Source organism: Pseudomonas sp. H2_D02, from assembly GCF_054677635.1.
In genome coordinates this window covers 811,970-838,243 of record NZ_CP162816.1, presented here as the reverse complement: position 1 = coordinate 838,243, position 26,274 = coordinate 811,970, and the positions used below count along the sequence as shown (strand labels likewise).

25 protein-coding genes and 3 pseudogenes are annotated in these 26,274 nt (G+C 62.1%); 18 read left to right on the top strand and 10 right to left on the bottom strand.

Translation table 11 applies throughout. From position 1 onward, the window contains the following. The first annotated feature begins 41 nt into the window (after positions 1–41). The 7 genes and pseudogenes from AB4N42_RS03745 (at position 42) to AB4N42_RS03715 (ending at position 9,104) form a co-directional block, all read left to right on the top strand. Entirely contained in the window at positions 42–497 is a 456-nt protein-coding gene (locus AB4N42_RS03745; RefSeq protein ID WP_030138238.1) for a T6SS effector amidase Tae4 family protein, read from the top strand. Continuing rightward, positions 494–943, top strand: a complete 450-nt coding sequence (locus AB4N42_RS03740) for a hypothetical protein (protein ID WP_030138237.1) — start codon at positions 494–496, stop codon at positions 941–943. The genes AB4N42_RS03745 and AB4N42_RS03740 overlap by 4 nt, the downstream gene beginning before the upstream one ends. Then, on the top strand, positions 937–1,449 hold the full coding sequence (gene tssE, locus AB4N42_RS03735) for a type VI secretion system baseplate subunit TssE (protein WP_323155761.1): 513 nt from the start codon (positions 937–939) through the stop codon (positions 1,447–1,449). The genes AB4N42_RS03740 and tssE overlap by 7 nt, the downstream gene beginning before the upstream one ends. Beyond that, positions 1,446–3,305: a type VI secretion system baseplate subunit TssF gene (gene tssF / locus AB4N42_RS03730; protein ID WP_030138235.1), complete on the top strand. Its 1,860-nt coding sequence runs from the start codon at positions 1,446–1,448 to the stop codon at positions 3,303–3,305. Before tssE ends, tssF begins: the two co-directional genes overlap by 4 nt. Then, positions 3,269–4,318 (top strand): type VI secretion system baseplate subunit TssG, encoded by a 1,050-nt coding sequence (gene tssG / locus AB4N42_RS03725; protein WP_030138234.1) that lies wholly within the window; start codon positions 3,269–3,271, stop codon positions 4,316–4,318. The genes tssF and tssG overlap by 37 nt, the downstream gene beginning before the upstream one ends. Then, positions 4,311–7,004 (top strand): annotated as a pseudogene (tssH, locus tag AB4N42_RS03720) (type VI secretion system ATPase TssH). Before tssG ends, tssH begins: the two are co-directional and overlap by 8 nt. A gap of 159 nt (positions 7,005–7,163) precedes the next feature. Then, entirely contained in the window at positions 7,164–9,104 is a 1,941-nt protein-coding gene (locus AB4N42_RS03715) for a type VI secretion system Vgr family protein (RefSeq protein WP_460115883.1), read from the top strand. Positions 9,105–9,252: 148 nt separating this feature from the next. Here AB4N42_RS03715 and AB4N42_RS03710 read toward each other — a convergent pair whose 3' ends face one another. From AB4N42_RS03710 to AB4N42_RS03695, 4 genes and pseudogenes are all read right to left on the bottom strand, one after another. Next, positions 9,253–9,825: a hypothetical protein gene (locus tag AB4N42_RS03710; protein ID WP_198796196.1), complete on the bottom strand. Its 573-nt coding sequence runs from the start codon at positions 9,823–9,825 to the stop codon at positions 9,253–9,255. Beyond that, positions 9,786–10,118 carry a hypothetical protein gene (locus AB4N42_RS03705; RefSeq protein WP_051065889.1) on the bottom strand — a complete coding sequence of 111 codons (333 nt, stop codon included), beginning with the start codon at positions 10,116–10,118 and terminating at the stop codon, positions 9,786–9,788. The genes AB4N42_RS03710 and AB4N42_RS03705 overlap by 40 nt, the downstream gene beginning before the upstream one ends. A gap of 445 nt (positions 10,119–10,563) precedes the next feature. Next, a pseudogene (locus tag AB4N42_RS03700) lies at positions 10,564–11,324 on the bottom strand (PAAR domain-containing protein); the annotation flags it as partial. A gap of 54 nt (positions 11,325–11,378) precedes the next feature. Continuing rightward, positions 11,379–11,813 (bottom strand): DUF1795 domain-containing protein, encoded by a 435-nt coding sequence (locus tag AB4N42_RS03695; RefSeq protein ID WP_030138228.1) that lies wholly within the window; start codon positions 11,811–11,813, stop codon positions 11,379–11,381. Between the two features lie 248 nt (positions 11,814–12,061). Between AB4N42_RS03695 and AB4N42_RS03690 the strand changes: the two genes are divergently transcribed. The 6 genes and pseudogenes from AB4N42_RS03690 (at position 12,062) to AB4N42_RS03665 (ending at position 16,133) form a co-directional block, all read left to right on the top strand. After that, positions 12,062–13,993, top strand: coding sequence for a type VI secretion system Vgr family protein (locus tag AB4N42_RS03690; RefSeq protein ID WP_030138227.1), 1,932 nt, complete (start codon positions 12,062–12,064; stop codon positions 13,991–13,993). Positions 13,994–14,011: 18 nt separating this feature from the next. Next, positions 14,012–14,446, top strand: a complete 435-nt coding sequence (locus tag AB4N42_RS03685; protein ID WP_030138226.1) for a DcrB-related protein — start codon at positions 14,012–14,014, stop codon at positions 14,444–14,446. Between the two features lie 12 nt (positions 14,447–14,458). After that, a pseudogene (locus tag AB4N42_RS03680) lies at positions 14,459–14,752 on the top strand (hypothetical protein); the annotation flags it as partial. A 29-nt stretch (positions 14,753–14,781) separates the two neighbouring features. Then, positions 14,782–14,997 (top strand): RES family NAD+ phosphorylase, encoded by a 216-nt coding sequence (locus AB4N42_RS03675; RefSeq protein WP_460115882.1) that lies wholly within the window; start codon positions 14,782–14,784, stop codon positions 14,995–14,997. A 1-nt stretch (position 14,998) separates the two neighbouring features. Then, on the top strand, positions 14,999–15,277 hold the full coding sequence (locus tag AB4N42_RS03670) for an antitoxin Xre/MbcA/ParS toxin-binding domain-containing protein (RefSeq protein ID WP_030138223.1): 279 nt from the start codon (positions 14,999–15,001) through the stop codon (positions 15,275–15,277). A 493-nt stretch (positions 15,278–15,770) separates the two neighbouring features. Continuing rightward, positions 15,771–16,133 carry a DUF6124 family protein gene (locus AB4N42_RS03665; protein WP_198796190.1) on the top strand — a complete coding sequence of 121 codons (363 nt, stop codon included), beginning with the start codon at positions 15,771–15,773 and terminating at the stop codon, positions 16,131–16,133. A 135-nt stretch (positions 16,134–16,268) separates the two neighbouring features. Here the strand turns inward: AB4N42_RS03665 and AB4N42_RS03660 are convergent, their stop codons facing one another. The 3 genes from AB4N42_RS03660 to AB4N42_RS03650 all read right to left on the bottom strand — a co-directional run bounded on the left by AB4N42_RS03660 (position 16,269) and on the right by AB4N42_RS03650 (position 18,075). Further along, positions 16,269–16,544, bottom strand: coding sequence for an HU family DNA-binding protein (locus tag AB4N42_RS03660; RefSeq protein WP_003213368.1), 276 nt, complete (start codon positions 16,542–16,544; stop codon positions 16,269–16,271). 191 nt (positions 16,545–16,735) lie between these two features. Next, positions 16,736–17,884, bottom strand: a complete 1,149-nt coding sequence (locus AB4N42_RS03655) for an NAD(P)/FAD-dependent oxidoreductase (protein WP_460115881.1) — start codon at positions 17,882–17,884, stop codon at positions 16,736–16,738. Between the two features lie 23 nt (positions 17,885–17,907). Then, positions 17,908–18,075: a rubredoxin gene (locus tag AB4N42_RS03650; RefSeq protein ID WP_030138222.1), complete on the bottom strand. Its 168-nt coding sequence runs from the start codon at positions 18,073–18,075 to the stop codon at positions 17,908–17,910. 175 nt (positions 18,076–18,250) lie between these two features. Between AB4N42_RS03650 and AB4N42_RS03645 the strand changes: the two genes are divergently transcribed. Continuing rightward, the gene (locus tag AB4N42_RS03645; protein WP_217860650.1) at positions 18,251–18,814 is read left to right on the top strand and encodes a chorismate--pyruvate lyase family protein; all 564 of its coding nucleotides are present in this window, start codon (positions 18,251–18,253) and stop codon (positions 18,812–18,814) included. Continuing rightward, positions 18,814–19,704, top strand: coding sequence for a 4-hydroxybenzoate octaprenyltransferase (ubiA, locus tag AB4N42_RS03640; protein WP_460115880.1), 891 nt, complete (start codon positions 18,814–18,816; stop codon positions 19,702–19,704). Before AB4N42_RS03645 ends, ubiA begins: the two co-directional genes overlap by 1 nt. A gap of 177 nt (positions 19,705–19,881) precedes the next feature. On the opposite strand, the gene AB4N42_RS03635 is transcribed toward ubiA, so the two are convergent. Continuing rightward, entirely contained in the window at positions 19,882–20,265 is a 384-nt protein-coding gene (locus AB4N42_RS03635) for a COG4315 family predicted lipoprotein (protein ID WP_030138219.1), read from the bottom strand. A gap of 153 nt (positions 20,266–20,418) precedes the next feature. Between AB4N42_RS03635 and phoB the strand changes: the two genes are divergently transcribed. The 3 genes from phoB to AB4N42_RS03620 all read left to right on the top strand — a co-directional run bounded on the left by phoB (position 20,419) and on the right by AB4N42_RS03620 (position 23,938). Continuing rightward, positions 20,419–21,108: a phosphate regulon transcriptional regulator PhoB gene (phoB, locus tag AB4N42_RS03630; RefSeq protein WP_003177195.1), complete on the top strand. Its 690-nt coding sequence runs from the start codon at positions 20,419–20,421 to the stop codon at positions 21,106–21,108. An 80-nt stretch (positions 21,109–21,188) separates the two neighbouring features. Further along, a complete protein-coding gene (gene phoR / locus AB4N42_RS03625) occupies positions 21,189–22,475 on the top strand; it encodes a phosphate regulon sensor histidine kinase PhoR (RefSeq protein WP_407683036.1) in 1,287 nt (428 codons plus the stop codon). 122 nt (positions 22,476–22,597) lie between these two features. Continuing rightward, complete coding sequence (locus AB4N42_RS03620) at positions 22,598–23,938, top strand: hemolysin family protein (RefSeq protein WP_030138217.1); 1,341 nt, start codon at positions 22,598–22,600, stop codon at positions 23,936–23,938. Positions 23,939–24,124: 186 nt separating this feature from the next. On the opposite strand, the gene AB4N42_RS03615 is transcribed toward AB4N42_RS03620, so the two are convergent. Both AB4N42_RS03615 and AB4N42_RS03610 read right to left on the bottom strand, forming a co-directional pair. Further along, the gene (locus tag AB4N42_RS03615) at positions 24,125–25,021 is read right to left on the bottom strand and encodes a peptidoglycan DD-metalloendopeptidase family protein (RefSeq protein WP_030139135.1); all 897 of its coding nucleotides are present in this window, start codon (positions 25,019–25,021) and stop codon (positions 24,125–24,127) included. A 231-nt stretch (positions 25,022–25,252) separates the two neighbouring features. Beyond that, positions 25,253–26,200, bottom strand: coding sequence for a response regulator (locus tag AB4N42_RS03610; protein WP_198796185.1), 948 nt, complete (start codon positions 26,198–26,200; stop codon positions 25,253–25,255). Positions 26,201–26,274 lie beyond the last annotated feature (74 nt).

Below are 26,274 nucleotides of genomic sequence, written 5' to 3'. Positions count from 1 at the left end.
GCTTGCTCGCATCCCATCCCTTTCTGTCCGGTGTCTGAGTCATGGCCAAGCCTTCGTTTATCAATTTGTGGAAAGCGTATTCCGATTTGCTGGTGACCTATCCCGACGCGAAACCTTGCGACGGCCATTGGGCAAACCAGTGCGCGATTCGCATGAGCATCACGCTCAATACTGAACTGACCATCAAGGTCAACAAGTCCACCTACACCGAACCCAAATGCGCCCATGGGCATGCACGTGGGGCCGAGTCATTGGCAAATTGGCTGTGGAAACATCATCTGGGCCGCCCGTTGATCCTTGGCGGAACGGCCGCGGACCGGCGCAAGCTGCAAGACAAGACTGGCCTGATTTTCTTCAAGGATTGTTTCCAGCAAGTGGGAGAAGCCTCGGAAGGTCGCACCGGAGATCATATCGACCTCTGGAACCGTGGCCTGACCCTAGGTTATGACGATCCGGCCTATCGAGCCCGAGCGATCTGGTTCTGGGAGCTCGTATGATCAAGGCCCATTGCGCGATATGGGTCGGCTGCCTGTTGACCAGCCTGACCGCCTGTGCCCAGGAGCAATCCCCCTCGGCAACGCCCTCCCTAGCGGTGGAGCAGATCGTCTCGATGGGCGGGCAAACGCTGAAGCTGGCGAACGACCAGGCGCGCTGCGCGCTGCGCAAACCCGACCAGACCCTGATGCCACTCGACTTGGCCTGGCCCTGCCAGTTCAGGGTCGATCGACAAGGCAAACCCCACGTCGAGACCTTCGGCGAGGTGCCTATTGTCATCGTTGTCCATGTATCTGCTGGCCCCCATAACAATCAGGAGTGTCGCTCCGAGTATCGCGCCATACGCCAGATCAATGGACAACTCGAACCCTCGATAATCGCTCGTACTGCCAGCTGCATGACTGGCACAGGTGACCAGAAGGATTACACGGGCCTTTTCACGTGGTAACCGAAATCGCCACCCGCGATCGCCTGCAACCGTCCCTGCTGGACCGGTTGACCGACGACGATCCGACCAACCCCAAGGAAAGCGCCGACAAGCGCGTGCTCTCCCTGACCCAGTTGAAAGCCTCGGTGCTGCGTGACCTGGCATGGCTGCTCAACACCACCTCGCTGCTCGACGCCGATGCCACGCTGCATACCCCGGCGGGTACCTCAGTGGTGAATTTCGGGCTGCCGGCGCTGGCGGGCAACAGTGCTTCGAACGTTGACGTCCCCGCGTTGGAAACCCTGATCCACCAGGCCATCGCCACGTTCGAGCCGCGCATCCTGCGCCACACCTTGCGCGTGCGGGCCCGGGCGACGGCCGAGATGAACCACAACGCCCTGAGCTTCGAGATCGAAGGCGACCTCTGGGCGCAGCCGGTGCCGTTGCGCCTGATGCTGCAAACCGACCTGGACCTGGAAACCGGCCACGTGCGCGTGGTCAACGCCGACCAGCGGAGACGCCCATGAACCCGCGCCTGCTGGAGCTGTACAACCAGGAACTGCACCACGTGCGCGAAAGCGCCGCGGAGTTCGCCAAGGAATACCCCAAGATCGCCAGTCGGCTGACCCTGGCCGGCATGGATTGCGCCGACCCGTACGTCGAGCGCCTGCTGGAAGGCTTCGCCTATTTGACGGCGCGGGTGCAACTCAAGCTCGACGCCGAATACCCGACGTTCACTCACAACCTGCTGGAGATCGCCTACCCGCACTACCTGGCGCCGACACCGTCGATGACCGTGGTGCAGATGCAGGCCGACCCGGACGAAGGCTCCCTGAGCAGTGGTTTCCCGCTGCCCCGCGACACCATCATGCGCGCCGCCCTGGGTCGCGAATCCCAGACCTGCTGCGAGTACCGCACTGCCCACGCGGTGACGTTGTGGCCGCTGCAGGTCAGCCAGGCCGAGTATTTCGGCAACCCGTCCGCCGTGCTTGGACGCCTGGCCGCCAGCGAACCGAAAGCCAAGGCTGGCCTGCGCCTGACCCTGCGCACCGGCGCCGAGCTGCCGTTCAACAGCCTGGCCCTGGACAACCTGCCGCTGTACCTCAGCGGTGCAGACGAGCAACCTTTCCGCCTTTACGAGCAACTGCTGGGTAACGCCTGCGCGGTGTTTGCGCGCCAGCCGGGCGGCAATTGGGTCGAGCGGCTGCCGCAGGATGCGTTGCGCTCCCAGGGTTTCGATGACGCCGAAGCCGCCCTGCCAGTGGTGTCGCGGGCGTTCCAGGGCTATCGCCTGTTGCAGGAATACTTCGCCCTGCCCCACCGTTTCCTGTTTGTCGACTTCACCCAGTTGAGTCGCGCAGTCAAGCGCTGCGACGGCCAGGAACTGGAGTTGATCGTGCTGTTCGACCGCCATGATCCGAGCCTGGAAGGCAGCGTCGGCGCCTCGCAGTTCCTGCCGTTCTGCACCCCGGCGATCAACCTGTTTCCCAAGCGCCTGGACCGCATTCACTTGTCGGACCGGGTCAATGAACACCACGTGATTGCCGACCGCACCCGGCCGATGGATTTCGAAGTGCATTCGCTGACCGGGCTGACCGGCCACGGCACCGGGCCGGAGCAACCCTTCCTGCCGTTCTATGCCGTGCGCGATCCGTCCCGCTATGGGCGCGACAAGGCCTATTACACCGTACGGCGCGAACCCCGCGTGCTGTCCAGCGACCAGCGCCGCAACGGGCCGCGCTCGACCTATGTCGGCAGCGAGACCTTTGTCAGCCTGGTGGACAGCCAGCAAGCGCCCTACCGCCACGACCTGCGCCAGCTGGGCGTGACCGCGTTGTGCACCAACCGCGACCTGCCGCTGTTCATGAGCGTGGGCAACGGCAAGACCGACTTCACCCTCGCCGACAGTGCCCCGGTGGGCGCGGTGCGCTGCGTCGCCGGGCCCAGTCGGCCGCGGGCCAGCCACGCCCACGACGCCAAGGCCTGGCGGCTGATCAGCCAGTTGTCGCTGAACTACTTGTCGTTGAGCGAACAAGGCCAAGGCGCCGCCGCCCTGCGCGAACTGCTGCGCCTGTATGGCGACAGCAACGACGCGGCGCTGCAATTGCAGATCGAAGGCTTGCGCGAGGTCAGCAGCAAGCCCTGCACCCGACGCCTGCCGATGCCTGGCCCGATCGTCTTCGGACGAGGCCTGGAGATCACCCTGGAATTCGATGAAAACGCGTTTCGCGGCACCGGGGTGTTCCTGCTCGGCGCGGTGTTGGAACGCTTCCTGGCACGCTACGTGTCGATCAACAGTTTTACCGAGACGGTGATCCGTACCACCGAACGCGGCGAGATCATGCGATGGAAAGCCAAGCCCGGACGTCGTCCGACCCTGTGAGTACCCTGGAAGCGATGCACCAGGAACCCTGGGAATACGACTTCTTCCAGGCGTTGCGGCGCATCGAATGCGAAACCCCCGAGCTGCCGCGCCTGGGCCATTCCCTGCGCCTGGCCGATGACCCGTTGCGCCTCGGGCAACAAGCCGACTGCACCTTCGCCCCGGCCACCCTTGCCTCGGTGCAACCGGGCGGCGACGGTACGCCCGCGCGCCTGGAGCAGTTCTTCTTCGGCCTCGGCGGCCCCAACGGCCCGATGCCGCTGCACATCACCGAGTACGTACGCGAGCGCCAGCGCAACAACGGCGACAGCACCAGCAAGCGCTTCCTCGACGTGTTCCACCATCGCCTGCTCAGCCTGTTCTACCGGGCCTGGGCCGAAGCACGGCCAACGGTCAGCCACGACCGCCCGGACGATGACTATTGGTCGGCGCGCCTGGCGGCACTCAGCGGCCGGGGCATGCCGAGCCTGCTCAACCAGGGGCTGATCCCTGACACGGCGAAGCTGCACTACAGCGGCCACCTGTCGGCACAAACCCGCTACCCGGACGGTTTGAAGGCGATCCTCAGCGAGTACTTCGGCCTGCCGGTGGAGATCGAAGAATACGTCGGTCAATGGCTGGAACTACCGGAACGCAGCCGCGTGGGCGTCAACGCTCAACTGGGCGTGGACTTCTGCCTGGGCCGGTTCGTCTGGGATCGCCAGCACAAATTCCGCATTCGCCTGGGGCCGCTCAAGCTCGTCGACTACATGGGCATGCTGCCCGGCAGCCAACCGTTCAACGAGCTGGTGGCCTGGGTCGCCGAATACCTGGGCCACGAGCTGGACTGGGACCTCAACCTGGTCCTGGAACAGCCCGAAGTGCCCGCACTACAACTCAATGGCCGTTTCCGCCTGGGCTTCAACACCTGGCTGGGACGTCCTGAAAAAGATGCCAACGATCTAATACTGGCCAGGCATTACGCCGAACAGGCCAACACCTCACAGACCTCAAGGAGCCATGAGCATGGGTGAAATCAGTCGCGCCGCGTTGTTCGGCAAACTCAACAGCGTGGCCTACAAAGCCATCGAAGCCGCCACCGTATTCTGCAAGTTGCGCGGTAACCCTTACGTGGAACTGGCCCACTGGTTTCATCAGTTGCTGCAATTGCAGGACTCGGACCTGCACCGCATCATCCGCCAGTTCAACATCGAGCCGGCGCGCCTGGCCCGTGACCTGACCGAGGCCCTGGACCGTTTGCCACGGGGTTCGACGTCGATCACCGACCTGTCCTCCCATGTCGAAGAAGCCGTGGAACGCGGCTGGGTCTACGGTAGCCTGATGTTCGGCGAAAGCCAGGTGCGCACCGGTTACCTGGTGCTCGGCATCCTCAAGACGCCGAGCCTGCGCCATGCGCTGCTGGGCCTGTCGTCGGAGTTCGACAAGGTCAAGGTCGAAGCCCTGAGCGAACGCTTTGACGAATACGTCGGCGACTCGCCGGAAAACGCCTTGACCGCCAGCGACGGTTTCAACGCGGGCAGCGTGCCGGGCGAAGCCAGCGGCGCCATGGCCCCCAGTGCGATGGGCAAACAGGAAGCCCTCAAGCGCTTTACCGTCGACCTCACCGAGCAGGCCCGCAGCGGCAAGCTCGACCCCATAGTTGGCCGTGACGAAGAGATCCGCCAACTGGTGGACATTCTCATGCGCCGCCGGCAGAACAACCCGATCCTCACCGGTGAGGCCGGCGTGGGCAAGACCGCCGTGGTCGAAGGCTTCGCCCTGCGCATCGTCGCCGGCGACGTGCCGCCGTCCCTCAAGGACGTGGAACTGCGCAGCCTCGATGTAGGCCTGTTGCAGGCCGGCGCGAGCATGAAAGGTGAATTCGAACAGCGCCTGCGCCAGGTCATCGAAGACGTCCAGGCCTCGCCGAAGCCGATCATCCTGTTCATCGACGAAGCCCACACCCTGGTGGGTGCCGGTGGCGCCGCCGGCACGGGCGACGCGGCCAACCTGCTCAAGCCGGCGCTGGCCCGCGGCACCTTGCGTACCGTGGCCGCCACGACCTGGGCCGAGTACAAGAAGCACATCGAAAAAGACCCGGCCCTGACCCGTCGTTTCCAAGTGGTGCAAGTGGCCGAGCCGTCGGAAGACAAAGCCCTGCTGATGATGCGCGGCGTGGCCTCGACCATGGAAAAACACCATCAGGTGCAGATCCTCGACGAAGCCCTGGAAGCCTCGGTCAAGCTGTCCCACCGCTACATTCCCGCACGCCAGCTGCCGGACAAATCCGTGAGCCTGCTGGACACCGCCTGCGCCCGCGTCGCCATCAGCCTGCACGCCGTGCCGGCCGAAGTGGACGACAGCCGCTGCGGCGCATCGAAGCACTGGAAACCGAGCTGCAGATCATCGCCCGCGAACACGCGATTGGCGTGGTCATCGGCACTCGCCAGACCCACAGCGAAAGCCTGCTGAGCGCTGAGCGCGAACGCCTGGCCGAACTGGAAAGCCGCTGGGCCGAAGAGAAAACCCTGGTGGACGAATTGCTGGAAACCCGCGCCACCCTGCGCGAACGCGTTGGCGTGGTGGACAGCGAAGACAGCAGCGAAGCTTCCGACAACGAAAGTCACGAACTGCGCGAGAAACTGGTGGACCTGCAACAGCGCCTGACCGCCCTGCAAGGAGAGAACCCGCTTATCCTGCCAACCGTTGATTACCAGGCCGTGGCCTCGGTGGTCGCCGACTGGACCGGTATCCCGGTGGGCCGCATGGCCCGCAACGAACTGGAAACCGTGCTCAACCTCGACCAGCACCTGAAGAAACGCATCATCGGCCAGGACCATGCCTTGCAGATGATCGCCAAGCGCATCCAGACCTCCCGCGCCGGCCTCGATAACCCGAGCAAGCCGATTGGCGTGTTCATGCTCGCCGGCACCTCCGGCGTGGGCAAGACCGAAACCGCCCTGGCCCTGGCCGAAGCCATGTACGGCGGCGAGCAGAACGTCATCACCATCAACATGAGCGAGTTCCAGGAAGCCCACACCGTGTCCACCCTCAAGGGCGCGCCACCGGGCTACATCGGCTACGGCGAAGGCGGCGTGCTGACCGAAGCCGTGCGGCGCAAACCGTACAGCGTGGTGCTGCTGGACGAGGTGGAAAAAGCCCACCCGGACGTGCATGAGATTTTCTTCCAGGTCTTCGACAAAGGCGTGATGGAGGACGGCGAAGGCCGGGTGATCGACTTCAAGAACACCCTGATCCTGCTGACCACCAACGCCGGCACCGAGCTGATCGCCCAGGTCTGCAAGGACCCGCAAAACGTCCCAGAGCCGGAAGAAATTGCCAAGGCCCTGCGCCAGCCGTTGCTGGAGATCTTCCCGCTCGGCGCTGCTCGGTCGCCTGGTGACGATCCCGTACTACCCGCTCAGCGACGAGATGCTCAAGGCCATCACCCGCCTGCAACTCAACCGCATCAAGAAGCGCGTGGAGAGCACACACAAAGTGGCCTTCGACTACGACGACGCGGTGATCGACCTGATTGTCTCGCGTTGCACCGAAACCGAAAGCGGTGGGCGCATGATCGACACCATCCTGACCAACAGCCTGCTGCCGGACATGAGCCGCGAGTTCCTGACTCGCATGCTCGAAGGCAAGGCCCTGGCCGGTGTGCGGATCAGTGCCGTGGACAACGAACTGAAGTACGATTTCAGCGACGCGGCCTGACTGTTAGGAACACCTCTATCCCCTGTGGGAGCGGGCTTGCTCGCGAATGCAATCTGTCAGCGACATTGATGTTGGCTGACACACCGCTTTCGCGAGCAAGCCCGCTCCCACATTGGGGGATTGCGCTCCTTTAGCTATTCAACCTGCACGAGACCCTCGATGTTATTCAACCAAGCCTCCCGCCTGGCCAAGATCACCAGCCCCCTCGGACCTGAGGTACTGCTGCTCAAGGACATGGGCGGCGGCGAAGAGTTGGGGCGGCTGTTCAACTATGAGTTGCAGCTGCACTCGCTGGACAACGCCATCGACCTCAACCAGGTACTCGGCAAGCCGATGTGCGTGAGCGTTCAGCTGGACGGCGGTGGCGAGCGACATTTTCATGGCATCGTTGCGCGCTTCAGCCAGAACGTCGACCAGGGCCAATTCGCCAGTTACCAGGCCACGCTGCGGCCCTGGCTGTGGCTGCTGACGCGCACCTCTGATTGCCGGATTTTCCAGAACCTGACCATCCCGCAGATCATCAAGCAGGTGTTCCGCGACCTGGGTTTTTCCGATTTCGAAGATGCCCTCAGCCGTCCGTATCGCGAGTGGGAATATTGCGTCCAGTATCGCGAGACCAGCTTCGATTTCGTCAGTCGCCTGATGGAACAGGAAGGCATCTACTACTTTTTCCGTCATGAGCAGGGTCGCCATGTGCTGGTGATGGCCGACGCCTATGGCGCCCACACCACCGCGCCCGGCTACGGATCGGTGCCTTATTACCCGAAGAACGAGCAGCAGCGCGAACGCGACCACATCCACGACTGGCACCTGGCCCAGGAAGTCCAGCCGGGTTCGCTGGAGCTCAACGACTATGATTTCCAACGCCCCAGCGCGCGCATCGACGTGCGCTCGGCCATGCCGCGCCCACACACGGCGGGTGACTATCCGCTGTTCGACTACCCGGGCACCTACGTGCAGAGCGAAGACGGCGAACACTATGCGCGCACTCGCATCGAAGCTTTGCAGACGTTGCATGAGCAAGTCGAGCTGGCGGGCAACGCCCGGGGCCTGGGCTCGGGGCATCTGTTCAGCCTCACTGGCTTCAGTCGCAAGGACCAGAACCGCGAATACCTGATCGTCGGCGCGCGTTATTACCTGTCCCAGGAAAGCGGCGAGAGCGGCGTCGGCGCGCCGTCGGCACAGTTCGAAAGCAGCCTGACCTGCATCGACGCCCAGCAGAGCTTTCGCCCGATGGCGATCACCCACCGCCCCATCGTCAAGGGCCCGCAAACCGCATTGGTGGTCGGCCCCAAGGGCGAGGAAATCTGGACCGACCAGTTCGGCCGGGTGAAGGTGCATTTCTACTGGGACCGTCACGACCAATCCAACGAGAACAGCTCTTGCTGGATTCGAGTGTCGCAGGCTTGGGCCGGGAAAAATTGGGGCTCGGTACAGATCCCGCGCATTGGCCAGGAAGTGATCGTCAGCTTTCTCGAAGGCGACCCCGATCGGCCGATCATCACCGGTCGGGTGTACAACGCCGAGCAAACCGTACCTTATGCGCTGCCCGCCAATGCTACGCAGAGCGGCACCAAAAGCCGTTCAAGCAAGGGCGGCACGCCGGCGAACTTCAACGAAATCCGCATGGAAGACAAGAAAGGCGCCGAGCAGCTGTACATCCACGCCGAGCGCAACCAGGACATTGCCGTGGAAGTGGATGAAAGCCACTGGGTGGGCCGCGACCGGCGCAAGAACATCGACCGCAATGAAACCGTGCGGATTGGCGAAGACCGACTGCGGGCCGTGCAGTGCAACGATGCCCTGCTCGTCGGCGGAACCAAGAGCGACAGCATCAGCACCCAATACCTCGTGGAGGCGGGCTCGCAGATTCGACTGGTGTGTGGCAAGAGCGTGCTGGAGTTCAACGCCAGTGGCGAGATCAACATCTCGGGCACCGCGTTCAACATCTACGCCAGTGGCAACGGCAACATCGACACCGGCGGGCGCCTGGACCTCAACTCCGGTGGCGCCAGCGAAGTGGATCCCAAGGGCAAGGGCATCAAGGGCGTTATCGACGCGGCGGTGAAGGCGCTGTTCCCGGCGAAGGCCAAGCCCTGAGGTTCACCGTGGCGAGGGAGCTTGCTCCCGCTGGGCTGCGTAGCAGCCCCTTTTGTGAGCGCTTCGCACTGGAGCGCCAGCCCGGTCAAACGGGAGCAAGCTCCCTCGCCACGGATTCACCGATAGCCCCGAATACAGAATCAATCGCTCAGAGATTGGCCGGCACAAAATCAGGGCCGCCCAGCTTGTCCCGGACGACCAGGGCTGTGCGCATCAGTGGCCCCCACAAACCGTTCTGGCTGTTCCAACTGGCACCGGCCCAACGCGTATCCTGGACCAACTCAGCCTTGTTGAGCTCAAGCTGCCTCTGAAGGGCCAGCGCCACGGCGCCCATGTCGATCTCGAAGAGGTCGGCATAAAGCCCCTCGGGTCGTGCCTGCTTTTTGCTCAGGCAAAACTGGTAGTACCAGACCCACACCGCAGCGACATAAATCGCCCGATTGCGGTCAGGGTAGGTCGCGAGAATCTTGAGCAAAGCCGCCACGAAGCGCCCGGGAAACTGACTGTCGTGAGTTTGTTGCCAATAACGCAGCACAAGTTGATCGAAAGCCGCGACGACGTTCTGCGGTTCAGCATTGTCATTCTTGGCTTCTTGAAAATAGAACGGCTCGCCGACGAGGAATTTATCCAACTCGTCATTGGCCAGGGCCAGCAGTAATACGTTGTCCAAGGACGCAAATTTCACTCGTTCGTAAGCCGGTACTGACCGGGCTGCGTCCATGCGACTCGCAGGTACTTGCCGCTCAGCAATTGCTCATCGCGAAGGTATTCGAACACTTCGGACGGGCACCATTCCTTGCCCGCAGAAAAGGCCACGCCTAATGAACGGAGTTCATCGAACACCTTGGCCTTTTGCTTGTTGTCCGCGACCTGCAGAACGTAGCTATCTTTCTCTGCCGCATTCGAAAAACCAATGGTCCGCAAAGGCGAATCCAAGGCGTTATCGATGACTTGAACACGAATCACGTCACCGTCCGCTTTTTCCACGTACGCCTTCAACACATCATTAATCACTGACAAATACCTCGGTTAAAGTGGTAATACCGTCCGCATCCTTGGTTGGAATCGATTCGACAACCATTTCTGGAGCTCCACCTGGCAAGTGTTTGCCTGGTCCCAGGAAATATTGGTTCCCCTCCATCGGACTTCTGGGCATGCGCCCCACGACATCATCGACCTGCCTGATCTTGAATCCGCCTTTAAGCGCATCTTTTTCCAAACCAAAGGCGCGCTCCAGTTCTGCAGCTTTTTTACCACTGATGGTGATCTTGGAACGACCCGAAAAATTCCCGATAACGTCGGTGATGCCTTTTTTGTCAGAAACAAAAGTACCGGCCCGGCCAATCGTAGGGTATGTATCCCATGCCGTCGGGCTAATGTTGAATCCTCGATTGTCCTTGAGCATCTGCTCCTGTCGCTGACGAGCCAGGATCGTTCGCTCGGCCGCCGTCATGGGCTTACGTGCCAGCTTCGGACCAGCACCGAGCAGGGCCATGCCTGCCACGCCTTGGAACAAGTCCCGATAGCCGGGGCCGAGACGGTCGCCCAAATCACCTAGCAGCTCCATGCCGACATACAACGCACCACCGACGGCGAGGGCGCCGAAGAAAGCGGCAGCGCCGGCAAAAGCCGCGAGCAACAAGGCTCCGCCCGCCGCCGCCAACCCCAACACTTCCAACCCGGAATGCATCCACCCTTCAAGGTCCAGCACAAACGCCACCGACACCGTCGGCCCGCCGATAAAGGTGTTCGGACTACCCGTCTTGATGTGGGCACCGCAGACCATTTTGCTGTGCAGGCGCGCCGCCGGTTTACCGTTGATGAACACCGTGGCGCTGCCTTCGGCGATCAGCACCGGAAAGGGCCAGATCGGATGGTTCATCGGCAGCCCGGTGCAGGACGACGAAACGTCTTCGCCCGCCCGCATGGCATTGCGGTCGTTGATGTAGACGTTGAAGCTGCCCATGATCAACGCCCCCGTGGTGGGTTCGGGCAGGTTGAAGATGGTGGAGAGGCCCTTGACGATCTGGAACATCGACAAGCCGCCGCAGCGGCAATCGAGCCGGCCATGATCGCCAGGGCCACGCCGCCGGTGGCGACCGTCGCGGCAACGACCGCCGCGCCGATCAAGGCGCCGGCCACGGCGCCGGCGACCATCGCGGCCAACCCGAACCCGTGGGCGATTTCATCTCCCAGACGTGCTGCTGCCTGTGCATCCATTGCGCGCAACTACCTTACTGATGTGACTGAGTGCTCAGTGGGTCGTATCGATGCTCAAGCAATCGGAGGCTGTGGCTTGAACGAATGCATCGCAAGCTTCCAGGCCGGCTCGTGATAAGGGAAGTCGTTCGGGGTCGTGGTCAAGGTGGTGATCAGCACCGCCGGCTTACGCTCGATGAACACCTGGCGCAGCATCAGGTCGCGCCCCTCGCGTTGCCAGGTGTAATCGAGCAACGTGGTCGTGAGCCCCTGCAACACCGTGTCCCAGCGCTGGACCAGCTTGAAACCCGGCAATTGCTGCTCCGCGCTCTTGAGTTGGCGATCCACGTACTCGGCAAAGGGCGCGTCGCCCTGGCTGGCGTCGCGGCTGATCACAAAACTGGCTTCTTTGGCAGGACCGATAGCCGGCAGCTTGAAAATATTGATGCTCTGGTCTTGCCAGGCATCGGGGATGTCGAGATCGGCTTCTTGAATGCGGTAGGAAGTCACAGTAATCGCTTTCCATGGACGTGAGGTGACGCGCGAAGGAGCAGATATTCAAGTAATGCCTGGCAACAATCAAGAACCGGGTTCCTCTGCCCCGCGTAACAAACTACATTATGCGATCAGCGTCACTTCTCCGGTGATTACCTGCCTGTGCACGGGCTGTCGAAGGGCGCGATCGCTTGATCTTCAGCCTCGAAAGCCGGCAATCTTGCGCAGCATCCAAAGGACTGCGGCAGCGATAAGGACGACCCATGCTATTGAATCAAGCCTCCCGCCTGGCCAAGATCACCAGCCCCCTGGGTCCCGAGGTGCTGTTGCTCAAGGATATGGGCGGCGGCGAAGAGCTGGGGCGGCTGTTCAACTATGAGTTGCAGCTGCATTCGCTGGACAACGCCATCGACCTCAACCAGGTACTCGGCAAGCCGATGTGCGTGAGCCTGCAACTCGATGGCGGTGGCGAGCGGCATTTCCACGGCATCGTCGCGCGCTTCAGCCAGAACGTCGACCAGGGCCAGTTCGCCAGTTATCAAGCCACCTTGCGCCCGTGGCTGTGGCTGCTGACGCGCACCTCGGACTGCCGGATTTTCCAGAACCTGACCATCCCGCAGATCATCAAGCAAGTGTTCCGCGACCTGGGTTTTTCCGATTTCGAAGACGCCCTCAGCCGGCCCTATCGCGAGTGGGAATACTGCGTCCAGTACCGCGAGACCAGCTTCGACTTCGTCAGCCGTCTGATGGAACAGGAAGGCATCTATTACTTCTTCCGCCATGAGCAGGGCCGCCACGTGCTGGTGCTGGCCGACGCCTACGGCGCCCACACCGCCGCGCCCGGCTACGGATCGGTGCCTTATTACCCGAAGAACGAGCAGCAGCGCGAACGCGACCACATCCACGACTGGCACCTGGCGCAGGAAGTCCAGCCGGGTTCGCTGGAACTTAACGACTATGATTTCCAGCGCCCCAGCGCACGCATCGACGTGCGCTCGGCCATGCCCCGGCCGCACGCCGCTGGCGACTATCCGCTGTTCGACTACCCGGGCACCTACGTGCAGAGCGAAGACGGCGAACACTACGCCCGCACCCGCATCGAAGCCTTGCAGACCCTGCATGAACAAGTCGAGTTGGCAGGCAACGCCCGGGGCCTGGGCTCGGGGCATCTGTTCAGCCTCACTGGCTTCACGCGCCAGGACCAGAACCGCGAATACCTGATTGTCGGCGCGCGTTATTACCTCTCCCAGGAAAGCGGTGAAAGCGGCGTCGGCGCGCCTTCGGCGCAATTCGAAAGCAGCCTGACCTGCATCGACGCCCAGCAGAGCTTTCGCCCGATGGCGATCACCCACCGCCCCATCGTCAAGGGCCCGCAAACCGCAATGGTGGTCGGGCCCAAGGGCGAGGAAATCTGGACCGATCAGTTCGGCCGGGTGAAGGTGCATTTCTATTGGGACCGTCACGACCAATCCAACGAGAACAGCTCTTGCTGGATTCGTGTGTCGCAATCCTGGGCCGGCAAGAACTGGGGCTCGATGCAGATTCCGCGCATCGGCCAGGAAGTGATTGTCAGCTTCCTTGAAGGTGATCCCGATAGGCCGATCATCACCGGTCGCGTGTACAACGCCGAGCAGACCGTGCCCTACGATTTGCCCGAGAACGCCACCCAGAGCGGCATGAAAAGCCGTTCAAGCAAGGGCGGCACGCCGGCGAACTTCAACGAAATCCGCATGGAAGACAAAAAAGGCGCCGAGCAACTGTACATCCATGCCGAGCGCAACCAGGACATCGTGGTCGAGGTGGACGAGAGCCATTCGGTGGGCCACGACCGCAACAAGAGCATCGGCCACAACGAAACCGTGACCATCGGCAACAACCGCCTGCGCATCGTCAAGCAGGAGGACATCCTCTCGGTGGGCCAGCGCAAGACTGACAGCATCAGCCAGAGCTACGTCATCGAAGTGGGCGAGAACCTGCGCCTGGTGTGCGGTGAAAGCATTCTGGAGCTCAACGCCAGCGGCCAGATCAACCTGACCGGCGTGCAGATCAGCTTCTATGCCAGCGGCGACGCCGAGTTCAACACCGGCGGCGTGCTGCACCTGAACAATGGCGGCGGCCCCGGTGCCACGCCGGACGGCCAAGGCGTCAAGGGCAGTATCGACGCCAACATCAGCGCCGCGTTCCCCAAGGGCTAATTTCGAGATTTATGCGCCATGACTTACCGCCTCAACGAATTCCAACTTCAACTGCCGCCCAGCGAGTTGCTCGACGCCTCGATCAACATCCTCAAGTTTCCCGAGCTGGGCACCTCCCTGATCGTCAGCCGCAGCCTGCTGGCCGAGGGCGAAACCCTGCAAAGCAACCTCGACGACCAGCTCAAGCGCCTGGAAAAACAAGTCCAGGACTTGCGCTGCCAACCGGGCGCCACCCTGCGCGTGGGCGCCAACCAGGAAGTCGAAGCCATTGAATTGCGCAGCCAGTTCAACAAGGGCAACGAAAAAGTCTTCCAGTATCAACTGGCGCTGGTATTGCCGGGCACGCGCAAGATGCTTGCCCTGAGTTACGTCAAAGCCGAGAAACTGGGCGATGCCGAAGCGGCGCATTGGGCGACGATCAAGGGCTCGCTGGTATTCGACGTCCCGGCTTGATGAGCACATTGCATGTCTGATGCACTCTGGGCCGCCCGGCTAGGCGACGCGCTGAACCACACCTCGATGATGGCCTATATCCTCGGCGGCGTCCTGGAAGTGGCCGCGAACATAGCGATCACCGCGGTGGCGACGGCTGCCGTGGTGGCGGCCACGGGTATTACTGTTGCAACCGGCGGCTTGGGTTGCTTCCTGCTCGGCGCGGTGGTGGGCGCCGTGGTCGGCCTCGCCATGAGCAAGACCGGGGCTGACAAGGGGTTGAGCAATATATGCGAGGGCATTGGCAATGCTCTTTTCCCGCCCACGGGGGCGTCGACCTGTCCACGCGGGTGCTAGTGAGCAAAAAAGTGCAACTCAATAACGTCCTGGACCTGACCCGGGCCGATGTGCGCAAGCAACTGGGTGTATCCCTCAAAAGCATCACCGGCAACAAATACACCCAGACCCATCAGATCGGCGCCTGGGCCAAGGCCAACGGCTATGATGGGATCCTGGCGCCGTCGGCCCGAAACCCGACCGGCAGCAACTTGATCTCTTTCGAAGGTTTTTAGAATGGGCTTGGAAGACGAATACGTCGGTGATGCCGATTGGCAGAATTTCGTGCAAGTGTACGAAGAGGATTACCTCAACGATGACGCCCGGGAACTGGCCAAGGCCATGGATGACAACCTGGACATGGCCGTCGTGCTCTGCGGGAAAATGGGACGCGAGAGAGCGCTACAGTGGCTGGAACGGTCCGTGCCCGCCCTGGGCGACAAACGCCCGGCCGATTGCCTCAAGTCGCCGAAACTGATCAAGCGCCTGAGAATGGCGCTGATGAGCATGCCCTAGTCGAGGGGTAGAAGAACTCGGCAGTCGCCCTGAAAGGCCCGACGCGGTCCTACAGAAATATCGCGTCAACCGATTGCGGTCGCTGCGCGCTGGAGCGCCAGCCCGGCCGAGCGGGAGCAAGCTCCCTCGCCACGGGTTTTTGGGTGAATTCGGCGGGGGTGTTTATTCGCTGCCCCTTAGCCTTCCACCAAGCCACACATCCTTGCGCCTTTGCCTACAACTACGCCAGAATCCGCCGGCTTGTGCGCCTTGCCCCCGGGCTCTATCGTTTGCCTGCCACTGCCCATCAGTGGTCGGGTTTAGTAGCTCGGTAATAGCAACGGCTGCATGAGTCTCATCAGTCAGGCATTGCCTGCACTCGATGGTGGCTGTGCGCGAGGCGCCCTCGGGCGCGCCGGGTTCCGTTGCCTTTACCGGTCTACTAACTTGCGCACAGCTGCCTCCATTCGTTTAGTAGCGAGATGGTTGCAGCCTAATCAAAGGTAACGCAACGATGTTCAAGATAACGCCAAACCCTCCAGAAGCAGACCCCAACTCTCCTTATCTGGACGGCCTGAACGCCAAGCAACTCGAAGAAGCCGCTACCCGCGCATTGGACTTTTATCTAAAGCCCAAACCAACAAGACCTAAAGAAACCATCAAGCCCGGCCAGCTATTCACCGTCGTGAAAGACCTCGACAACGAATGCCTGCTGGCCAACCTCAGCGAAACCCTGGCCTCAGCCGATGCGATGGTCAATGAACTGGCTTTCGATATGGAGGGCTCCAACCGCCACGTCCTCCTCGGGATCCAGCAATTGATCGAGCTGGGTTCGTTGCTGGCGAATCGGGCGCTGGATAACGTCGATCCCCGCTAGCCGCCACACCGCAACCCACTGTGCTGGATTAACAGATGGTTGCTATCTAACAGCCACAAAAAAAGGCATGCCGATCACCCTCGGTATGCCTTTTTTGTTGCCGCTTCCTTCCCTCGACCGAGGTACTCGCTGCAATTACGGGTTGACGCTGTCCTTCAAGGATTTGCCCGGTTTGAATGCAACGGTGTTGCTGGCCTTGATCTTCACCGGCTCGCCGGTCTGTGGGTTCTTGCCGGTGCGGGCGCCGCGGTGGCGTTGCAGGAAGGTGCCGAAGCCGACCAGGGTGACACTGTCCTTGCGGTGCAGGGCGCCGGTGATTTCTTCGAGGACGGCGTTGAGGACGCGGTTGGCTTGTTCTTTGGTGAGGTCTGCTTTTTCCGCGATGGCGGCGGCGAGTTCTGGTTTACGCATGAATGAAGCCCCTTTGACGGTTTTTTTGTTGTTATGTCCGTGCTGTTCTCTTCGGAACAACCCCTAAGGCGCCGCAGGCTCTACTCTGCGGCAGACGGGAGTGAGGATGGCACGGGGCCGCAACCGGCGCCAGTGGCCGGCGGGTGTTTGTGGGGTCAAAAGCAGGGTATTTACGACAGAACGACCGCCATTTACGCCAGCAGCGCTGGAAGCTGCTTGTTCAGCGCCAGTTTCTCCATCACCGCGGCGCCGGTCAGGGCATAGCCCAGCAGGTTGCCTTGGGCATCGCGGCACAGGGCCTTGATGTCGGCGCCCTGCCCTTCGACGGTCCATACACCTTCGCTGCCTCGCGGCGGTGGCGAAACCACCAGTGGGCACACCGGCGTCTTGACGGTGATCGGCATGGCGCCGTAGCTGACGGCGGTCGGGTTGCCGGCCAGGGTTTGGGCCAGGGCGCGGGCGCAGCTCATCAGCGGCATGACGTAGAGCAGGTTCAAGCCATCGACTTCGGCACAATCGCCCAGCGCATGGATATTGGCGTGGGAAGTCTTCAGGTGGCGGTCGACTACCACGCCGCGATTGACCACCAGGCCAGCCGCGGCGGCCAGGTCAATGCGCGGGCGCAGGCCGATGGCCGAGACCACCAGGTCGCAGGCAATCACTTGGCCGTCCGACAGTTGCGCTTCCAAGCCGTCGGCCACCCGTTGCAGGCGATTGAGCACCGGCCCCAGGTGGAAACGTGCGCCGAGGCTTTCCAGCCCGGCCTGTACCGCGGCGGCGGCAGCCGGGTGCAGCAGCGTCGGCATGACCTGCTCGCACGGGGCCACCAATTGGACTTCGTAGCCGCCGAGGATCAGGTCGTTGGCAAATTCGCAGCCGATCAGGCCGGCGCCGAGCAGCAGCACCCGGCGCTTGCCCGCGGCGGCGGCACGAAAGCGCGCGTAGTCTTCGAGGTCATTGATGGGGAAGATCAGGTCCGCCCCGTCGCCCTGCACCGGCACGCGCACGGTTTCAGCGCCCCAGGCCAGGATCAGGTCGCGATAGCTCACCGCCTCTTCGCCGATCCACAGGCGCTTGTGGCCCGGGTCGATGCCGCTGATGCGCGTGTGGGTGCGCACCTCGGCGTTCAGTTGCTCGGCCATCGCGCCGGGTTCGGCCATGCTCAGGCCATCGGCGTCCTTGTTCTTGCCAAAGCCCGTGGAGAGCATCGGCTTGGAGTAGGAACGGCCATCGTCCGCGGTAATCAGCAGCAACGGGGTTTCGCTGTCGAGCTTGCGAAATTCCCGGGCCAGGTTGTAGCCGGCCAGGCCCGTACCGACGATAACGACAGGTGCGCTCATGTTGCTCTCCGTTTATGAAACGATCAGTTGATTTCGATCATTTCGAAATCCATCTTGCCGACGCCGCAGTCCGGGCACAGCCAGTCTTCGGGTACATCTTCCCAACGGGTGCCGGGCGCGATGCCATCGTCCGGCCAGCCATCAGCTTCGTTGTAGATCAGGCCACAGACGATACATTGCCACTTCTTCATTCCACTACTTCCTCGAGATGTCAGGCTTGGCCGGTATTTTCCGGCTCAGGGCCGTTTTGTACTGATCGGTCGCGACAGATGCAAGCGGCATCGGCGTGACGGCGGGTTGGCTCGGCCAAAATCGCCGACCGGCATGGTAAGCTCGCGACCTCATTTGCTGCCATTCAAGACCCCTGTGCCGCCGACAAATTCGATATTTCCTACACTTCAATGGCTGCCCCAACACCTGCTGTCGCCCCGCCCGGATGCGTGTGTCATGGACTGGCTGTTTGACGAAGGTTCCCTGACCCGGCGCCTGACAGGCCTGTCGAACGATCACTTCAGCGTGACGCCGCTGTTCGAAGGCTGGCAGCCGTTGCGCGCCGATGAGTGTGCCGCGCTGGACCTGGCCGAGGGCAGCGAGGGTTGGGTGCGCGAAGTGTACTTGCGCGGCCACGGCGAGCCTTGGGTATTCGCCCGTAGTGTGGCAGCGCGCAGCGCGTTGCAGGGCGACGGCTTGCACATGGACGAACTGGGCAGCCGCTCCCTGGGCGAGCTGCTGTTTTGTGACCAGGCGTTCCAGCGCCGGGCGATCGAGGTCTGCCACTACCCGAGCGAATGGCTGCCGCCGCAGGTTCGCGCCAGCGCGCTGTGGGGTCGTCGTTCGCGTTTCGATCGAGGCGCATTGAGCGTGCTGGTGGCAGAGGTGTTCCTGCCACGCCTGTGGACGGTCGCCCGCGCCTATTCGGAGAATTGCTGATGTACACGCAACTGCTCAAATCCTTGAACCGCCTCAATCCTCGGGCCTGGGACTTCGTGCAACTGACGCGCATGGACAAGCCCATCGGTATTTATCTACTGCTGTGGCCGACGTTATGGGCGCTGTGGATTGCCGGGGAAGGTTCGCCATCCGTGACCAACATCGTGATCTTCGTGCTCGGCGTGGTGCTGACCCGAGCCGGCGGTTGCGTGATCAACGACTGGGCCGACCGCAAGGTCGACGGTCATGTCAAACGCACCGAGCAACGCCCCTTGGTCAGTGGCAAGATCAGCTCGAAAGAGGCGCTGGTGTTCTTCGCGGTGTTGATGAGCGTAAGTTTCCTGCTGGTGCTGTGCACCAACGCGCCAACGATCCTGCTGTCCCTCGGCGGCCTGGCGCTGGCGTTCAGTTACCCGTTCATGAAGCGCTACACGTATTACCCGCAAGTGGTACTGGGCGCGGCGTTTTCCTGGGGCATGCCGATGGCGTTTACCGCCGAAACCGGTCATTTGCCGGCGGCTGCGTGGCTGCTGTACATCGCCAACCTGCTGTGGACGGTGGGCTATGACACCTACTACGCGATGACCGACCGGGACGATGACCTGAAGATTGGCGTGAAATCCACGGCGATCCTGTTCGGCGATGCCGACCGGGTGATCATCCTGACGTTGCAGGGCCTGGCCTTGGCTTGCCTGCTGTTGGCTGGCGCTCAGTTCAAGCTCGGCGGCTGGTTCCACCTGGGGCTGGTGGCCGCTGCCGGATGCTTCGCCTGGGAGTTCTGGTACACCCGAGGCAAGGACCGGATGCGTTGCTTCAAGGCGTTCCTGCACAACCACTGGGCCGGCTTGGCGATTTTTGTGGGGATTGTGTTGGATTACGGATTGCGCTGAGTCCCCACGCGGCCCCGTGGCGAGGGGATTTATCCCCGCTGGGTTGCGTAGCGACCCCAAAACAGTCAATGAGTTTCGCCTGACACACCAAGGCGACAGATCCGGGGCCGCTTCGCGACCCAGCGGGGATAAATCCCCTCGCCACAGATGATCTGTCGCTACTTTGGCGAAAAACTGTCAGTCGGGCTTGGCAACTTTCCAGGCACCGTCCATCTTGCCGTCGCCGGTCATGTCTCCGGCCTTCTTGTCCATCACGAAGGTGTACAGCGGCATGCCCTCATAGGCCCACTGCATCGAGCCGTCATCGCGCTTGATCACGGTCCAGTCACCCATGGATTTAGCACCTGCCTTGGCCATCAACGGTGGCCAATTAGCCGCACACTTGTCGTTGCACATCGACTTGCCGGCGGAGTCCTTGGCGAAGGTGTAAAGGGTCATGCCCTTGTGGTCGGTGAACATGCCGTCCTTCTCCATCGCAGGATCGGCAGCCATCGCAAATCCAGGCAGGGCCAGGGCAGCAGATATCAGCAGGGTTTTCAAAGAAACAGTCATGCGCGTCATAGGAAACCTTCCTTTGTAGTTGTCAGGATTCGGACTGAAAAGCGTAGTCCAGGATCCCCTTTGCCGCCTTGCGCAGAAATTTCTGTCACACGACTGCAATAATTCCGTTATCTAATGCGGCGCAAGACAGTTAAATGACAAGAGGATTACCCCATGGTTGGCAGGAGCATTCTGATCGTCGACGACGAGGCGCCCATCCGCGAGATGATCGCCGTTGCGTTGGAGATGGCCGGCTATGACTGCATGGAAGCAGAGAACTCCCAACAGGCCCACGCCATCATCGTCGACCGCAAGCCCGACCTGATCCTGCTGGACTGGATGCTGCCCGGCACGTCCGGCATCGAGCTGGCGCGGCGCCTCAAGCGCGATGAGCTGACCGGTGATATCCCGATCATCATGCTCACCGCCAAGGGCGAAGAGGACAACAAGATCCAGGGCCTGGAAGTCGGCGCCGACGACTACATCACCAAGCCGTTTTCCCCACGAGAACTGGTGGCGCGCCTGAAGGCCGTGCTGCGTCGCGCCGGGCCGACCGATGGCGAAGCGCCCATCGAAGTCGGCGGCCTGCTGCTCGACCCGATCAGCCACCGCGTGACCATCGACGGCAAGCCTGCCGAGATGGGCCCGACCGAATACCGCCTGCTGCAGTTTTTCATGACCCACCAGGAGCGCGCCTACACCCGTGGGCAACTGCTGGACCAGGTCTGGGGCGGCAATGTGTATGTCGAGGAGCGCACCGTGGACGTACACATCCGCCGCCTGCGCAAAGCCCTCGGCGATGCCTACGAGAATCTGGTACAAACCGTGCGCGGCACCGGTTATCGTTTTTCGACAAAGGCCTGATCCGAGCCCTTACCGCCCGACAAGCTGACAAGGACGCGCGTCACGTGAATCAAAACTGGCATGGCACCCTGATTCGCCACATGTTGTTGCTGGTTACCGGTTGCCTGTTGATCGGCCTGATCACCGGGTATTACGGCTGGAGCCTGGCCGCGGGCCTGGGGCTCTACCTGGCCTGGACCCTCAAGCAGTTGCTGCGCCTGCACGAGTGGCTGCGCCTGCACCAACCCGACGAAGCCCCGCCCGACGGCTATGGCCTGTGGGGCGAGGTGTTCGACAGCATCTATCACCTGCAACGGCGCGACCAGCGCGTCCGGGGCCGCCTGCAAGCGGTGATCGACCGCGTCCAGGAGTCCACCGCCGCGCTGAAAGACGCGGTGATCATGCTCGACAGCGAAGGCAACCTGGAATGGTGGAACCGCGCCGCCGAAACCCTGCTGGGCCTCAAGACGCCCCAGGACAGCGGCCAACCGGTGACCAACCTGGTGCGCCACCCGCGCTTCAAGGAATATTTCGAGCAGGACAATTACGCCGAGCCCCTGGAAATCCCCTCGCCGACCAACGATCGGCTGCGCATCCAGCTCTACATCACGCGCTACGGCAACAATGAACACTTGATGCTGGTGCGCGACGTGACGCGCATCCATCAGTTGGAACAGATGCGCAAGGATTTCATCGCCAACGTTTCCCATGAACTGCGCACGCCGTTGACGGTGATCTGCGGCTATCTGGAAACCCTGCTCGACAACGTCGAGGAGGTGAATCCCCGTTGGAGCCGGGCCTTGCAGCAGATGCATCAGCAGAGCGGACGCATGCAGACCCTGCTCAACGACCTGCTGTTGCTGGCCAAGCTGGAAGCCACCGATTACCCATCGGACAACCAGCCGGTGCCCATCGAGGAGCTGCTGCAGACCATCGCCGAAGATGCGCAGGAGCTGTCCGGCCCCAAGCAGCAGGCGATCACGCTTGAAGCCGACCCTGCCGTGCAACTCAAGGGCAGCGAGGCGGAACTGCGCAGCGCGTTTTCCAATTTGGTGTTCAACGCGGTCAAGTACACGCCGGAGCAAGGGCGGATCCATGTTCGCTGGTGGGGCGATGAGCAAGGCGCGCACCTGAGCGTGCGCGATTCCGGCATCGGCATCGACAGCAAGCATTTGCCGCGCTTGACCGAACGGTTCTACCGGGTCGACTCCAGCCGCAACTCCAACACCGGCGGAACCGGCTTGGGATTGGCCATCGTCAAGCACGTTCTGCTACGCCATCGCGGGCGCATGGAAATCAGCAGCGTGCCCGGCCACGGCAGTACGTTTATCTGCCATTTCGCCCCGGCCCAGGTGGTTCACGGACGACGCTCAAGCCGCGACGAGTGATGCCGACCGGCCGTCCCCTCTAGGCAATCGACCGGTCAGCCGCTACATTGGCTGACTTGTGCCTGCCTTTTCAGGCGCCGATTTCCAACCCTACGAACATACGGAACCCGCAAAACCCCATCATGGACCCTTCCCCTGGCTTGTCCCTCGTTACACTCTTCGCCGAATTCGGCATGATTCTCTTTGCTCTGATCCTGGTCCTGCTCAACGGTTTTTTCGTTGCAGCGGAATTCGCCATGGTCAAGCTGCGCTCGACCCGGGTCGAGGCCATCGCCGAGCAGAACGGCTGGCGCGGACATATCCTGCGCACCGTCCACAGCCAGCTCGACGCCTACCTGTCAGCCTGCCAACTGGGTATCACCCTGGCTTCCCTGGGCCTGGGCTGGGTCGGTGAGCCGGCGTTCGCCCACATCCTCGAACCGTTGCTCGGCGCGGTCGGCGTCCAGTCGCCGGAAGTGATCAAGGGCGTGTCGTTCTTCACCGCGTTCTTCATCATTTCGTACCTGCACATCGTGGTCGGTGAGCTGGCGCCCAAGTCCTGGGCCATCCGCAAACCCGAGCTGCTGTCGCTGTGGACCGCCGTGCCGCTGTACCTGTTCTACTGGGCGATGTACCCGGCGATCTACCTGCTCAACGCCAGCGCCAACGCCATCTTGCGTATTGCCGGCCAAGGCGAGCCCGGCCCGCATCATGAACACCACTACAGCCGCGAGGAACTGAAGCTGATCCTGCACTCCAGCCGTGGCCAGGACCCTAGCGACCAAGGCATGCGCGTGCTGGCCTCCGCGGTGGAGATGGGCGAGTTGGAAGTGGTGGACTGGGCCAACTCCCGGGAAGACCTGGTGACGCTGGAGTTCAACGCGCCGCTCAAGGAAATCCTGGCGATGTTCCGCCGCCACAAGTTCAGCCGTTACCCGGTGTACGACAGCGAGCGACAGGAGTTCGTCGGCCTGCTGCACATCAAGGACCTGCTGCTGGAACTGGCCGCCCTGGATCACATTCCCGAATCGTTCAACCTGGCTGAACTGACCCGGCCGCTGGAACGGGTGTCGCGGCACATGCCGTTGTCGCAATTGCTGGAGCAGTTCCGCAAGGGCGGCTCGCACTTCGCTGTGGTCGAGGAAGCCGACGGCAACATCATCGGCTACCTGACCATGGAAGACGTGCTGGAAGTGCTGGTGGGCGATATCCAGGACGAACACCGCAAGGCCGAACGCGGCATCCTGGCCTACCAGCCGGGCAAGCTGCTGGTACGCGGTGATACGCCGCTGTTCAAGGTCGAGCGCCTGCTGGGGATCGACCTGGATCACATCGAGGCGGAAACCCTGGCCGGGTTGGTCTATGAAACCCTCAAGCGGGTGCCGGAAGAGGAAGAAGTGCTGGAAGTCGAAGGCCTGCGGATCATCATCAAGAAGATGAAAGGGCCGAAGATCATCCTGGCGAAGGTGTTGATGCTCGATTGAGGGTCGACCTGCTTTCCGGCGACACTCTCCTGTGGCGAGGGGATTTATCCCCGCTGGGTCGCGAAGCGACCCCAATAAGATCGAGCACAATCCTCCCGACACACCGAGGTGGCAGATTTTGGGGCCGCTTCGCAGCCCAGCGGGGATAAATCCCCTCGCCACAAAAAGCCCCTCGAATATCCAGTGCTACTGCTTGCCCAACGCAAAGTTGGGCAACTCGCCCACCGGTTGGTTGAACTGGTAGGGAATCGACACCAAACCCAGCCCGGTGTTGCGCTGCACCACGAAGTGCAGGTGCGGGCCGGAGCTGTTGCCGGTGTTGCCCGACAGCGCCAACGGCGTGCCCACCATGACCCGTTGCCCTTCCCTGACGCTCACCGAGCCCTTCTGCAGGTGCAGATAGACGCCCATGGTCCCGTCATCGTGCAGCACGCGCACGAAGTTGCCGGAGGGATCGGTGCCACGCCCGGTCTGCTCGTTCTCGGTCTTGACCACCACGCCACCCCGCGCCGCGATGATCGGCGTGCCTTCGGGCATGGCGATGTCCATGGCGTAGCGGTTCTTCGGACCGTAGTGGCTGTATTGACCGTTGGCGCCCTGGCTCAGCCGAAACGGCCCGCCACGCCACGGCAACGGATATTGATAGGCCTGCGCGGCGCCTGCCGGGTCGCCCAGGGAGTATTCGAACCTTGGGGTATACGCCAGCGGCCTTCCCGGTCGCGTCGCCGTCAGCAGCGCCAGGCGCAGGTTGCTGCGCGCCGGCAGCACCCGACGAATCGGCCGGCTCGGCGCCCCGCTCACGTTACGCAGCCCGGCAAAACTCAGCTCGATCTCCACAGGGGCGTACAGGTCGTTGCGCACGTACACCGCGTCCGCGCCCTTCTGTTTCTGGATGTCGAGGAACACCTGGCGCTCGAGGCGCTCGACCATGCGATCACGGAACACGAACACCTGCGAACCCTTGCTGGGGCGGTCGCTATAGGAGACCACACCATTGGCATCGGTGGATTTGTAGATGGTCATGGCCAGGGCCGGGGTGGCGGCCAGGACGAGACCACAGGCGAACAGCAACGGCACGAGCATGGGCAAGAATTCTGTCGAAATGAAGGCCTGCAAAGCAGCCTAGCAGCTGGGATGGACCAGCGTAGTCGGCAGATGTTTCAAAATTGGATCAGCGGTCGGTGTTGGAGCTGATGGCCCCATCGTCGGATCGCCGCCCGGAGCAAGCGCGCCCCCACAAGGATCTTCAGCGCTCACTGGATCAACTGTGGGAGCGAGCTTGCTCGCGATAGCGGACTCAAGGGCGCCGCCGAATCAGGCACCCGGTACGAAGTGTTTCTGCGCGGTGCCGCGGGCGATCAGGCGCGAGATGTAGTCGAGTTTCTGCGGATCCTTGTCGACGAAGCGGAAGGTCAGTTGCAGCCATTCGCTGTCCGGCGTCTGCTCGTGGGCGACGATGGCGTGCAGGTAGCCGTTCAGACGAGCGGTCTCGGCGTTGTCACCCTGCTCCATGTCCAGCACCGAGCTTTCCAGTACTTGTGGCAGGGTGTCGGTGCGCTTGACCACCAGCAGCGCTTCCTTGAGGCTCAGGGCCTTGATCACGCATTGCTGGGTGCCGCTGGACAGGCGCAATTGGCCTTGCCCGCGATTGCTGGTCGGCGCGGAGGCGGCGGGTGCCTTGACGGGCGGGCTGTTGAGCAGACCACGGGCGGCAGCCGGTGCAGGCGCGGCGGCTGGGGCGGCGGGCTTGGCAAACGGGTTCGCGGCTGGCGCTGCGGCGGCGGCCGGAGCGGCCTTGCCGCCGGTCAGGGCACTGAGCGAATCGTTGCCAAATGCCGAGTTCATCTTGGTCGGGGCGCTGTTCATCAGCGTGTCGAGCTTGCCGACCTTGTTCAGGGCCTGCTTGACCTTGGTCAGCAATTGTTCGTTGGTGAACGGTTTGCTGACGTAGCCGGAAACGCCGGCCTGGATCGCCTGGACCACGTTTTCCTTGTCACCACGGCTGGTGACCATGACGAACGGCATGCCCTTGAGGTTGTCCTGCTGGCGACACCAGGTCAACAGTTCCAGGCCCGACATCTCTGGCATTTCCCAGTCGCACAGCACCAGGTCGAACGCTTCACGGGCCAGCAGGGCCTGGGCTTTCTTGCCGTTCACCGCGTCTTCGATGCGGATGCCTGGGAAGTAGTTGCGCAGGCACTTCTTCACCAAGTCACGAATGAACGAAGCATCGTCCACGACCAACACACTGACCTTACTCATCCAGATACACCTCTAAAAAATCCCGGCAAGCATACCGCTTTACTGATGGCACATTGCCAAAAACCTTCAGTCAC